The 11,936-nt window shown below is 47.9% G+C and carries 16 protein-coding genes; 11 read left to right on the top strand and 5 right to left on the bottom strand.

What is annotated here, in order from left to right:
- Positions 1-251: 251 nt before the first annotated feature.
- Positions 252-1,469 (bottom strand): DUF3574 domain-containing protein, encoded by a 1,218-nt coding sequence (locus JVX88_RS26645; RefSeq protein WP_211621615.1) that lies wholly within the window; start codon positions 1,467-1,469, stop codon positions 252-254.
- Positions 1,470-1,516: 47 nt separating this feature from the next.
- Between JVX88_RS26645 and JVX88_RS26650 the strand changes: the two genes are divergently transcribed.
- The 3 genes from JVX88_RS26650 (at position 1,517) to JVX88_RS26660 (ending at position 3,845) form a co-directional block, all read left to right on the top strand.
- Positions 1,517-1,864, top strand: coding sequence for a cupin domain-containing protein (locus JVX88_RS26650; RefSeq protein ID WP_211621616.1), 348 nt, complete (start codon positions 1,517-1,519; stop codon positions 1,862-1,864).
- Entirely contained in the window at positions 1,861-2,568 is a 708-nt protein-coding gene (locus tag JVX88_RS26655) for a cyclase family protein (RefSeq protein ID WP_211621617.1), read from the top strand. The genes JVX88_RS26650 and JVX88_RS26655 overlap by 4 nt, the downstream gene beginning before the upstream one ends.
- 92 nt (positions 2,569-2,660) lie before the next feature.
- The gene (locus JVX88_RS26660) at positions 2,661-3,845 is read left to right on the top strand and encodes a DNA gyrase C-terminal beta-propeller domain-containing protein (RefSeq protein WP_211621618.1); all 1,185 of its coding nucleotides are present in this window, start codon (positions 2,661-2,663) and stop codon (positions 3,843-3,845) included.
- 34 nt (positions 3,846-3,879) lie between these two features.
- On the opposite strand, the gene JVX88_RS26665 is transcribed toward JVX88_RS26660, so the two are convergent.
- Positions 3,880-4,023: a hypothetical protein gene (locus JVX88_RS26665; protein ID WP_211621619.1), complete on the bottom strand. Its 144-nt coding sequence runs from the start codon at positions 4,021-4,023 to the stop codon at positions 3,880-3,882.
- Between the two features lie 557 nt (positions 4,024-4,580).
- On the opposite strand from JVX88_RS26665, the gene JVX88_RS26670 reads away from it, so the two are divergent.
- The 3 genes from JVX88_RS26670 to JVX88_RS26680 all read left to right on the top strand — a co-directional run bounded on the left by JVX88_RS26670 (position 4,581) and on the right by JVX88_RS26680 (position 6,625).
- The gene (locus JVX88_RS26670) at positions 4,581-4,844 is read left to right on the top strand and encodes a CopG family antitoxin (protein ID WP_211621620.1); all 264 of its coding nucleotides are present in this window, start codon (positions 4,581-4,583) and stop codon (positions 4,842-4,844) included.
- A gap of 519 nt (positions 4,845-5,363) precedes the next feature.
- Positions 5,364-6,080, top strand: a complete 717-nt coding sequence (locus JVX88_RS26675; RefSeq protein WP_211621621.1) for a sigma-70 family RNA polymerase sigma factor — start codon at positions 5,364-5,366, stop codon at positions 6,078-6,080.
- Between the two features lie 110 nt (positions 6,081-6,190).
- Positions 6,191-6,625 carry a hypothetical protein gene (locus tag JVX88_RS26680; protein ID WP_211621622.1) on the top strand — a complete coding sequence of 145 codons (435 nt, stop codon included), beginning with the start codon at positions 6,191-6,193 and terminating at the stop codon, positions 6,623-6,625.
- On the opposite strand, the gene JVX88_RS26685 is transcribed toward JVX88_RS26680, so the two are convergent.
- Complete coding sequence (locus JVX88_RS26685; RefSeq protein ID WP_211621623.1) at positions 6,603-8,099, bottom strand: DUF5995 family protein; 1,497 nt, start codon at positions 8,097-8,099, stop codon at positions 6,603-6,605. The two genes, JVX88_RS26680 and JVX88_RS26685, sit on opposite strands and share 23 nt — an antisense overlap.
- Positions 8,100-8,247: 148 nt before the next feature.
- Between JVX88_RS26685 and JVX88_RS26690 the strand changes: the two genes are divergently transcribed.
- The 4 genes from JVX88_RS26690 to JVX88_RS26705 all read left to right on the top strand — a co-directional run bounded on the left by JVX88_RS26690 (position 8,248) and on the right by JVX88_RS26705 (position 9,989).
- Complete coding sequence (locus JVX88_RS26690) at positions 8,248-8,631, top strand: DUF1517 domain-containing protein (RefSeq protein ID WP_211628878.1); 384 nt, start codon at positions 8,248-8,250, stop codon at positions 8,629-8,631.
- Between the two features lie 105 nt (positions 8,632-8,736).
- A complete protein-coding gene (locus tag JVX88_RS26695; protein WP_211621624.1) occupies positions 8,737-9,216 on the top strand; it encodes a flavin reductase family protein in 480 nt (159 codons plus the stop codon).
- A gap of 6 nt (positions 9,217-9,222) precedes the next feature.
- Entirely contained in the window at positions 9,223-9,576 is a 354-nt protein-coding gene (locus tag JVX88_RS26700; protein ID WP_211621625.1) for a phenylpyruvate tautomerase MIF-related protein, read from the top strand.
- Positions 9,577-9,713: 137 nt separating this feature from the next.
- A complete protein-coding gene (locus JVX88_RS26705) occupies positions 9,714-9,989 on the top strand; it encodes an HAD hydrolase-like protein (protein ID WP_211621626.1) in 276 nt (91 codons plus the stop codon).
- 746 nt (positions 9,990-10,735) lie between these two features.
- Here the strand turns inward: JVX88_RS26705 and JVX88_RS26710 are convergent.
- Together JVX88_RS26710 and JVX88_RS26715 are read right to left on the bottom strand one after the other, a co-directional pair.
- Positions 10,736-11,185, bottom strand: coding sequence for a hypothetical protein (locus JVX88_RS26710; RefSeq protein WP_211621627.1), 450 nt, complete (start codon positions 11,183-11,185; stop codon positions 10,736-10,738).
- Positions 11,186-11,336: 151 nt separating this feature from the next.
- Positions 11,337-11,654 (bottom strand): hypothetical protein, encoded by a 318-nt coding sequence (locus JVX88_RS26715; RefSeq protein WP_211621628.1) that lies wholly within the window; start codon positions 11,652-11,654, stop codon positions 11,337-11,339.
- Here JVX88_RS26715 and JVX88_RS26720 point away from each other — a divergent pair.
- Positions 11,653-11,889 (top strand): BolA family protein, encoded by a 237-nt coding sequence (locus JVX88_RS26720; RefSeq protein WP_211621629.1) that lies wholly within the window; start codon positions 11,653-11,655, stop codon positions 11,887-11,889. The genes JVX88_RS26715 and JVX88_RS26720 overlap by 2 nt on opposite strands.
- Positions 11,890-11,936 lie beyond the last annotated feature (47 nt).

Here is an 11,936-nt window from a genome sequence, read left to right on the forward strand (position 1 = left end):
AGTCAGAACATTGCTTTTGGCTCTTGAGTCGTTCCTGCAAAGTGGACGAGAGTTTGCCGTAACCAACCGAGCTAATCGGCTAGAGACTTCCCAATGGAAAGAAGTTTGTGAAAGTGAGCTATGAGATACTGACTAGTTTTTCAAAGCAGCGGACAGATCGACGATCGCGCATCCCATTCCACCAATGTTGTAACCGAATCGCCTCTGCTGATAGCGTAAAATTGTGGTGATATTCCAAGGCGGGCAATTGTTCAAAACAGGGGTAGAAGGTGAAACCCTAATTCTGAATGAGCAAAGCAATCGAGACTTGAATTACCTTTGAGTAAAGAATTGCTGCTGTCGATCATTCGATTGCTACTGCCATGATCTGAAGTAGAGTACGATCGCTGTATTTCAATGGGTACTGAACCAAAAGCAACTCCAATTTCTTCATCAACCACTTGCAGAACTGATTCTTGCTGAAACTGGCGTTTGTAAGCAGCAATAATCTGAGAGATAGATTGCTCATTCTCCTGCGTGTCTTCAGTAATTAGAGAAACAACTTTGCTTGGCTCACGAATCAACTTTTCTAATTGATCAAGGAATTGCCCTTTGGCGCTATAAACAGTCAGTCCATCGGGAAATTTTGGTGTCACAACATCATTCAAAAAATCCCGAAATTCTCGATTGGTCACTTTTCCAGTTGTGCCAATATTGCGTCCAAAATAAAGGTCAACCTGAATTAATTCGGGCACTGGATCATTATCAATCAAATCTTCTGAGCCGCCGAAACCGACTTTGACTTCTTCATTGACGACTTCCAAAACTGATTCTTGCTGAAATTGATCTTTGTACTGATTGATGATTGTGTCGATCGCTTGCTCGTTTGTTTCAGTGTCTTCAATAATTAGCGAAACTACCTTGCTCTGCTCTTGAATCAGTGTGTTAGAACTGTCCAGAAACTGCCCATCTGCGTTGTACACCGTTAATCCATCTGGAAACTGGGGAGTAATGTTTCGATTGAGAAACCGCTGAAACTGTCGCTCAGAAACTTCTCCAGTTGTGCCAATGTTGCGACCAAAGTAGAGGTCAACCTGAATTAATTCTGGCGTTGGATCATTCTCGATCGAATCATCAGCCGGATCAAAACTGACGGTGGTATCTCGATTTGCAACTCGCAGAACAGATTCTTGCTGAAACTGGTTCTTGTAAGCGTCGATGATGTGGTTGATTGATCGCTGGTTTGTCAGGCTGTCTTCATAGAGTAGGGAGACCACTTGACTCGGTTCACGAATCTGTGTGTTAGTGCTGTCTAAAAATTGTCCCTTGGCGTCGTAGACCGTTAGCCCATTGGGAAAAAGTGGTGTAATTGTTTGGTTGAGAAACTGCTGAAACTCTGCTTCTGTTACTTGTCCGGTTGTGCCAATATTGCGACCAAAATACAGATCTTCTTGAATTAGCGCCGGAGGATTGTGCTGAACCTGCGCCAATATTGGCTCTGCTTGATCAAGAACTGTTGACTGAATAAATACTGCCGATGAAACGAATTGCTCTGAATGACTTGCCTGAAGAATCAGTGTCCCACAATCCGGCTATCAAAAAGAAGGTAATGCTGCGTTTGGGTGAACTTCCCCACCTGACCAATTTCTCCCAAGCTCGGTTTGGCCCCGGCCAGGTTGCCGCAGCCCACGCTCACACCGATATGTGCGAGGTGTTTTTTGTCGAGGCGGGCACTGGACTGATTTGCATTGATAGCCAGGAGTATGCCCTGACGGTCGGCACCTGTGTGGCGGTGGAACCGGGTGAGCAGCATGAAGTACGCAATACGGGTTCCGAAGAGCTGGTGCTGACCTATTTTGGCCTGCGGGTGGAGCCAAGCCAATGAACGGTATGTCTTGGCGCGTGGTAGACCTGACCCATCCCCTCACCACTGCAATGCCGCTCTGGGCAGGCGATCCAGCTATCGAAATCCAACCTTGGGCTAGCTACGACCAGGAAGGCTACTTGATCAATCGCCTGACCATCGGCGAGCATAGCGGTACCCACTGGGGCACACCCAACAGTTTCATTCCTAACGCCAGAAGTGCTGATCAGTTTACGGCGCAGGAGCTGGTGGTTCCGGCAGTAGTGTTGGATAGGCGTGAATCAACTGAATCCAATCCCGATTACTGCTTTTCTTTAGCTGATCTCGAAGCTTGGGAGGCTAGGTATGGGCTAGTTCCGTCCGGCAGCCTCGTGATTCTGTTTACCGGCTGGCAAGATCGCTGGAACCATTCTCCTAGCTTTTTTAACCGAGATGCGCAAGGAACCTGTCACTTTCCGGGCTTTGGGGCAGAGGCCGTGGCCTTTCTGATTGCAGAACGCCACATTGTTGGCCTGGGAACCGATACGCATGGAGTCGATCCGGGAAGCGATCCTACCTACGCTGCTAGCACGGCTATCTACGAAGCTGACGGCCTAATTCTGGAATGTTTGGCTGGCCTCGATCAACTGCCCCCGACTGGGGCGATCCTGGTAATCGGAGGATTGCCGGTTCAAGGTGGTTCGGGCAGCCCTGCTAGGGTATTAGCTTTACTTCCGGCAGTATAGAAGGTTACTTGACAACTGACTGCTGCATCTCATAGCTGCTTGGGAATCTTGAGTATGGTCCTGCTCTAGACTTCCTTATGGGTAAACTACGATTGACTTCAGCCAACTCGCGGCAGCAGTTGCAACAGCTCCGCTTTCAACAGCACAACACTCTACGCCAATCCATTGCTGTGGGACAGGTCGGGTTGCTGACTTGCGGAATTTTGCTAACCCTATTGGCAGGTCATAGTACCGCCCACGAAGGCTATGCCCGTCAGCGCCTCCAATTTCAGCGAGAGCGGCTTTCTAGGCCAACGGCAGAGCAACCGCCTGCATTTAAGCCAGGAACACCGGGAGTTTGCCATCTGTATCAGTTGTCGGGCTATTTAGCGATTGGTTCACAGGGGCAGGTAGTGCCCTTGAGTGAGTACTGTGAGCAGCAGCGCAACTGGGCCTGGTACGAAACCAGCGACTTTTGGCAAGAATTCCGTGAAGTGGCCAGTGCGGAAACGCTCAGCTATACCCAAACTTTAGACCGAGACAAAGTCGAAGCCTACGCCCAGTCGATTTGCCCCTTTTTGGTCAACGGCGGCACAGTGCAGGAATTGGCCGAGATCAGAACAGATGCTCAATTCCCGGCAGATTTTGAGCAAGCGGTGACCGAGGAAACCGCCGAGCTGGATTTGATCATGCTGACGGCCCAAGCCCGGATCAAACGCCTGCCGCTGAGCGAATTCCAAAACCTGAGCGGACGCGGTCTGATTGCCCTAAAGCTGAAGGACGACGATGAACTGCGGTTTGCCAACTTGGCCGTCACCGATGAGCAGTTGCTGATCGCCACCTCGACCGGACGACTCCTGCGCTTGACCGTCACCGACGAGAATGTGCCGGTAATGGGCCGAGCTGCCCAAGGTCAACAAGCCCTGCGCTTAACCAAACAGGAAAAACTGGTGAGCTGTGTGGTGCTGAATCCTGAAGATGAGCTGCTGATTGTCACTGCTCTCGGCTATGCCAAACGCATCAAGATCCGCAGCCTGCGACCCGGCCAGCGCGGCGACATGGGCACCTATGCAATTCAGTTCACGACTAAAACCGATCAATTAATTGGCGCAGCTCCAGCCCTCCCCGATTCAGCCGTCACCGTCCTAACCGATGAGGAGCGACTGGTGCGGATCGATGTTGAGCAGGTCAACCACTATGGTAAGGATGGCCCGGGCGACCGGGCTATGAAGCTGCCCAAGAAGGAGAAACTAGTAGAAATTTGCAGCTTAGAAGTGCATGAAGAAGCTGAAGATTAATCAAGAGAAATCAAGCTTGTTATTGCCGAATTGGTCAAGGGCATCCTAGCGTTACCACCTGAAAGTCGGCACTTTCCGATTTTTCTGTCATAGACAGTATCGTGATTACCTCTTGCAGTCGCTGCCTACGGTTACTGTAGGAGGTTTCTTCGAGCTTCTGCTGTTGTTTAGTATTCACAGGTAAGCACTATGACCGTAATGGATGCTTTCGCGGCTCAGGCAGTGCCTGATCGGTTCGGCCCACGATTCATGGGCAATTTGCCCTGCGGCAAGTCAGTGTAAGTTCTCTACGTCAGTTTTCTACAAAAGCGCATTTCAAGTTATCTCCCAAATGATTGAAACGCGATACACAGGGGCTTGGGTCTCTGTGTTTTTTAATGTTTCTGAAAGCTAGAGACAAAAGCTGTGGCTGAATCAGGGAGGTTGAAGCAGAAGGCTAAAATCAAGGTGCTATAGGCTTTAGGGTTAGCAGTGTGAGGATCGAGGAAATCATTTGGCTAAATGCAGTTATAGAGAAGCTATCTGTAAAGCATCGTGTGGAGTCCAATGAAGTAGAAGAGGTTTTTAGCAACAAACCAAAATTTCGATTCGTAGAGAAGGGCAAGCGTAAGGGAACGGATGCTGGACACTATTTAGCAGTGTTCTTTATTTAGTGTTATTTATTTATTTACAAGCCCTCCGCTCAAGCTTTGATCTTAAGTGCAAGAAATATGGCAGATAAGGAGAGGGAACTGTATGGCCGAAAGTAATTCTAAGAAGCTACCTCAATTTGATTCAAATCAAGAACTTGTAGATTTTTTTGAGTCCCATGATATTGGTGCTTATGCAAGCGAACTACCAGAGGTATCGTTTGAGGTTGACATCAAAAGGAAGCATTATTTGGTTTCAGTTGATGGGAATTTGATGAGTCAGCTCTTAGAGGTAGCGAAAGAGCAGCAAGTTTCGGTTAAGATACTTTTAGACTATTGGCTGAAAGAGAAGCTCCTGAAAGTCAGCTAAGACAGGCAGTACAGAGACTGAACGAACAATAGTCAAATAGCGAACCAGGACATTCGTGAGCCGCCAGCATCCAGAGTTTTGTTAGTCAATCAGGGATTTGACCTGTGATTTAACCTATACATCAACCTATGCATCAGTATTCATCGCTAGTGCGCTATGGCAATAGATGAACATTCCCCTACATCTCTTCTCGATTGCTATAAGTAAAAGATTTGTGAATTCATCTTGAATGTCCTGAAGTTGACCAGTTGTCCTGAAGCCCTTTTCAAACTTGGATGCTGCCGCCCTGCGACGATTTTACCTTTGCAGATGAATTAACTTGCTCATTGTTTATGCAACGGTGTTTGCATATTTGTGCAAAGAACTTCTCCAACCTTGACAACCAATTTGCCACAAAGCAGTACTACTAATTCAGGCTCATTGATTTATTGTACTAATCAAACAGGCATAGCTTATGGAACATCTATAGGTTCAATGCATATGTTTTAACATCTACACTATCTCCACTCTGTGATAACCATGGGTATACCCACCCAAGAGCCTCAAAAATCCTTTGAGCAATGCTGGTTAGAGGTACGTGCCCGAGTTCTAGCTTTTTGCTATCGACTGATGCAGAATCGGAATGATGCGGAGGATCTGTTTCAAGAAGTTGCTATACGTGCTTGGCGAGGCTACAGTAGCTTTCGTGGAGAATCCTCTTTCTCAACTTGGGTACTAACGATTGTCCGACGAGAAGCGACCCGACGTTTGAAGCACTCAAAACATTTGCTGCCATTGCCTCAGCCTGAAACCATACCGGACCCAGAGCGAGATGATCCCGTTGATACTAGTTTCGTGATTCGAGCAATCAAAGAGGCTGAGCAAATGCATATCCTGAATTCCGATGAAGCAAAAGTACTTCAGATGAGATTGCAAAATTCTGAGTTGACTTGGCGTGAGCTAGGAGATTCACTGGGGCTATCAGCCAATGCCTGTGCTGTGAATCATACGCGAGCCTTACCGAAGCTAAGAGTTTATTTATTTATGTATCGACCTGAATGGCTTGGCGGTGATCTGGCGATCAGGACTGCGTTTGCTCAGGCCCAGCGGATGACCCAATCTCCTCTAAGCAGAGAGGAAGCAGAAGTATTTGAACAGATTGTCTTACGTCAGAATCATAATTATTCTCGTTCGGGTTGGAAAACCAGACTTTCCTCAGCCTGTACCAAGGTGATTCGGTTTATTCATTTGGATTAGGTAGATAGAAACCCATGTCCCAGCTTCCCCACCAACTCCCTGACCTGCCTGACTTGCCGGAGTTCTCGCTCCTCCATCAGCAACCGTCTAGACCAGTAACACTAACTCTAGTGAAAATCGATCAGCTACCAGTTGGACCATTAGATGCAACTGGAATTTGTACTTGGTTCGTTGATCTTTTTGGCGGTGTACTCCCAGTTGCTTCCCTTTCGCCACAGAGTACTTTACAAGATATAGAGGAATGGTTAGAAGGACAAGGCGTACCCGTGCATATTGAACAGGCTGCATCCCTGGAAGATCTGGCCTTGTACATTGAGTCAGGTCGCTGTGCCCTACTTTTGCTGCAGGAACCAAATCAGCCCTGTTTAGATAATTTTTTAGATGATTTTGCTATATCAGCTATATCAATTGATGGTTTCTACACGCTTGCAGTTGCCTGGGGACTCGTGCGAGAAGGGATTGAGGCATCTCTTCAGGTGTATGTGCTTGGCCCTACAAACTCCGCCCTGCTTCAACAGAGCATTATTGACCAAGTCGCTTCTTAGCCTTTTCCCAGGCTTCTGCTCGCCAACGATAGACTTCGTCAATGTCAAGACCGCCCCCCGCTAGCTGTGCTCCCGTTCCAATGATGAACTGACCCACTTCCGGACGAACAGGAAATGGACCCCGACGCGACAACTCAAGGAAAAAAGCAGCCTGAACCATTTCAAAAATAGGACGGTTATTTTCAAAAAAATCTTTCCGAAAATCATCGAAACGAAGATTAGATAGGCAATACTTCATTGTATACGAGCGATAAGCTTGCTCAAGTGCAATTGCCATATCTCCCTGAATATGGGCTGCCACTCCTGTCACAATACTCTTGAGTACCTGATTTGCAAATCCAGAGACAGAGTTCCAACTGGGCCGACCAGCAGCTTGGAAATGATTGATCCACAGTTGACTGATCTGGTCTAGCTTCCCTTGCCAGAAATTTTGGAGTGATTCGTGGTATAGATTGTAAAAGATAGGAATAAAGTGTAGGACAAAGCCTGGATGCTCAAACCGTTGGACTTCCGCAATCTCGTAATAAGTAATTAGCTCATAAAGTTTTGCGAACCAATATTTGTTATCCAGAATCGTTTCTGTGAATCTTCCGCGTGCATCAAGTGCACCCACGCTTCTTAAAAAGCTTTTAGCAACATGGGCACTCAATCCAAGAGTTTTACGAGCCGCATCAAGTTCAATCTTCAGTGCATCTTTTGAAGCGTAAGGACAGCTTGGCTTCGGCGTGTAAATCTCAATCACCACCCCTCTGTTGGTAGCCCGCCCCTTAACAGTACTGTTGTCAGTGATATATGTACCCGGAGATGCTGAACCGACAAAAATTGTTTGTGATCGGGCATTTTTCCCCAACAGTTCATAGACACGTTTGGCTCGACCTTCTCGGAGAAAGTTGTTGTTTTTTTCTTTCCCAATGCAATCGCTATATCCAATGATGCGCAGTCGATAATTTGGATTCGTTTCAAACTTGCTCAGCCAGTCCTTTAAAAGTTGCTCTTGTTTAGTAGATTCTTTAACACCATGCCAATTCACGCCAAAATCAGCAATCTCCAAACCACGGGTTGTTAAACGAACGTCAACCGGCAAGTGCCCCTTCTGAGTTTTTGAAGTTTTTATTTCGCCTGGTTTGTAGCCAGAACAAACATGGCCGGATGTTGCTTGACCCAACCCCGAACCATTCAAGGCGGCTCTTTGAGAAACTGGCCTACCAGATTGCGAGGCGAACCACTCCCAACGGGCTTGACTGAGTTCACATTGGACTTTAGCTCGCTCCTGAGCTTCAGACCCAACCGCATATCCCTGAGGAAAAGGGAACTCCTTCAGTTCTGGAAAGGCGTGCAGAATACCTTGAAGAGACGCAACAAGCTGTTTCTTGCTAATTTTCCCCATGCGGTATTTTCCAACCATCTTGGCTATCAGTTTTTGCCCTTGCACCAAACGCGAGATCACTTCTAGTTTTCGCTCTAGTTTTTTCACCTTCTCTAACGGCGTAAGCGATTCTCGACTCAGCGTCCTCAAGACGGTTACCCCCGCGCAATTGCGTTTGTATTCCTCTTGCAATCCTTTCCCAATCGACTCCATAGCTTGTCGGTAAGGTAAAACCTCTCCAGGCTGTTTCACTGAACTGGAACCCGGATCACGATCAGAATGTTCTGCATCAGCTCAATTATTTGAACAGCTCTCGATTCAAGAGCGCAGTAAGCTCAGCAGCGAAACCCTGGTCAATGTAGGTGGCAATATTCGTCGCCAAGCCCTCCAAGTTGACAAAGACGCGGACCCAGCCTCCTATATTGTTGTGACACTGCTAGTCGGCACAGCAGACGACCGACCTCTGGCTAACCCAGTTCATTCCACCGAAGAGTTGGCTGCCGTTTTGCAGCGCTTGGGAGGCATCACACCCGCCTATCTGATGATTTACGAGTTGATCTGGTCGCCGCAGGATGCCAGCGACAGCCTTTCGCGTGAACAGCTTTTGACCCATTATTCAGATCTAGTACAAATTGCCTAACTGCTCATAAGGCTTAATCGATAAGGCTTGATTGAACAGGCACGCCCTTCATAAGAATCTGACAAGGCAGTACACTGAACGATGTAGCACTGGGAGGACGATCACTTGCTAGACGAACAGGCTAAGAAAACAATCCTGCGAAAAATTCCCCACGGGCTTTATGTTTGTGGCGTCAAAGATGGGGATGAAGTGAATGGCTTTACGGCCAGTTGGGTAATGCAGGCCTCGTTTCAACCGCCCTTGGTGGTCAACTGCGTCAATCGCAACTCTGGCTCCCATGCCATGATTCAGTCCAGTCAGGTGTTTGCCCTTAGTTTCTTAGAGGCAAGTCAGAAAGAACTCGCGCAAAAGTTTTTCAAACCGCAGCGGCGCGTCGGCAACAAGTTTGAGGATGTCGAGTTCTACCTGGGTGAAACCGGCTGCCCAATCATTTCTGATTCCTTGGGCTATGTCGAATGCCGCGTTGTGGGCACAGTTGAGCATGGCGATCATACTGTCTTTGTCGGAGAAGTGATCGCCGCAGGCGTGCATCGAGACGGCGAACCACTCCAGTTAGAGAGTACAGGCTGGCAGTATGGAGGGTAATGTTCTATGCCCCTAATCAAAGTCCAAACCTCTGCTGCTGCACCGGACCAAGCTACGGTTGAAAGTTTGCTAAAGCGTCTATCTGCTAGTTTGGCGAAACATACAGGTAAGCCAGAATCCTATGTGATGACTGCTTTTGAGCCAGGTCTGGCAATGACCTTTGCAGGCACAACCGATCCGGTTTGCTATATCGAAATTAAAAGCGTGGGGACAATGAGTCCAGCTCAGACGACAGCCATGAGTCAGGATTTTTGTCAGCAGGTGAATGCAGCCCTCGGAGTGCCGACCAATCGCACCTACATTGAGTTTGCTGATGCCAAAGGCTATATGTGGGGGTGGAACGGAGGTACGTTCGGTTAGCATTGTCCGTAAAGATTTTGTTTTTCTGCATAAAGATTGAGCCTTTCTGTGTCTATGGATTCTGGTCGTTGAAATTATTCTTGTTAAGATTCGTTACATCGGCGGCAAGTTCATAGGACTAGAACGAAAGGGAAATTATGCTGAATGCTCTATTGTTCGATCTAGACGGTACGTTAGCTGAAACCGACTCGCTCCACTTTCAAATTTGGCAGGACTTTCTGCTTGACTATGGATTGGTGATTGATCGGGCTTTTTATAAAGCCAAGATTAGTGGGCGGCTGAATCCGGACATCATGGCCGATCTGCTGCCGCAGTTGAGTTTGGCTGAGCAGAACGATTTTATTGAGCGCAAAGAGGCTGCCTTTCGAAATCGTGCTGATGCGCTAACGCCTTTAGCGGGTGGTAAAGATTGACACGCGCACCCACTTCCCCCATCAACTGCGAAGCCATATTTTCAACCGCTTTTTGGCCACTTTGGTAGGCAAAGTAGCCCACGAGCACCACGGTTCCCAGGGTTTGTAACACGAAGGGAGCAGCCACTACTAAACGTAGCGGAATTTTCTGAGAAAGCAGAAGGAGCCGTCGGGGAGCAAGAAACTGCATAGCCTGTAGCTTGAGGGTTCGCTTTAGAACAATATACAGCGGCCCCACAGAAAATGGATATTCGAGTACTAGTTATCTTCTCTCGCTCGCAAATACTTTCCTGTCAAACTTCCTACATTACTACTTTCAAATTCCCACTTTTTGGACTTAAACATCCACTCCTAATATCTTTAACTGAATTTTTGGTTGTCGTTAACGGCTGCCAAAACCCGATTTATATGTGCGGTTAGCTTGTTATTTTTATCACTTCTATTAGAATTGATCACTTCTCTCTAAAGGGGGATGACAAAATCCCCCGTTCAATGATACTAAGAGAAGCCTGTACGCTCAAACTCTTCAATCAACTGCCCGCTCATTCCATTTCCAAGCCTGCACAGAATTTTGTGTCAATCTGATTGCCTCGGCTTCGTCACTGCCCATCCCCATGTCAACGGTAAGCTAGGCGGGGAAGTCTGCGTGTGCGGACTCGCAAGAGGTTTAATCCACTACCCTGCGGGAACGCAAGCATATGAGTGGACTTGCTTGATTAGCCCGTGCTTTGCCGAGGCAGTTGATGCTATCGGTTGCCGTCTAATTCGCTCTCTAGCTCGCCATCTGACTCACTTTCCAGGGGAGATGCCCCAACTCCAATGTAGGGTGCGCCTCCTTCGTTGCGGTTCTGACCACGAGTGCCAAATACTTCTCCAGAATCGCCACTCCCACTGTTATCGCTAGCACTAGCGCCACTGTTGCTGTCATTGGAGCTTGCGTCAGAGCTATCGCGGCCAGAGGAGTTTGAGCCATTGTCTGAGCCATTGTCTGAGGCGCTGCTATTGTCACCACCGTTATCCCCATCGCCGTTATCGGATTGAGCGAAAAGCTGTTCTGAAGCGTCTGGAGCTGTTTGTCCTAATCTTGCAGAAACCGTTTGCGGCAGAAGTGCTAGGGCCGGTAGGCTCAATAGAATACTAATGCTAGTTGCTCCTGTTAGGCCAACTAGCGCTGCTAATTGTTTGTCAAGATTCATATGCAGTCACCTCGTTTGCTTAAAAGACTAGTTGAACCACTAGTTAAAAGAACCATTTCGCGCAGCATCGACTAGCAGCGAAAACGTCCTACTAGCGCTGATTTGAATTAATTGAGAGCTAAGTGAATTGATTGAGAATTAACAAGTGAGACTAATGAACATAGCGGTCATCCGTCTCATCCGAAAAGCTGTTAGACGCTCCAGCCGTGACATCGTCATCATCGTCCGGCAGAGGATGATCGGTAGAAGGAATATCGGTCGGATAGGGATCGGACGTACTGGGAACATGACCTTCAACCGTGCTGTCGGCCACACTGCCAGCGGCATTGGGGGCTTCTCCAGCGGCAGCGTTGCGAGCTTCTTCTAACGAAATGGTCGGGTCGGAATGGATGGCAGCAGCCCTCATACCAGGATTTTCAGCTATCTCTTCTGGTATCCCTGAATCATACTTTTCTGCTTTGTTAGTCATGATTTTCGATTCACCATTGCCCGATGCCCAGGTCCAGGTGCAGGACCTTACGGGCGGTGGCGATCATTATCAGGTAGTCGTTGTTTCTTCGTTGTTTGAAGGCAAGGGCTTGGTGCAGCAGCACCAGTTGGTCTACCGCGCTCTCCAGCAGGAAATGTCTTCCGAGGCGATTCATGCCTTGACGATGAAAACCTACACTCCTCAAGCTTGGCAGGCCCAGCAGCAAATGGTTTGATAAGCATATCTATTGCTGATTTGCTTGCAGATGGAAATTCCTGCGTG

Source organism: Leptolyngbya sp. 7M (genome assembly GCF_018128485.1).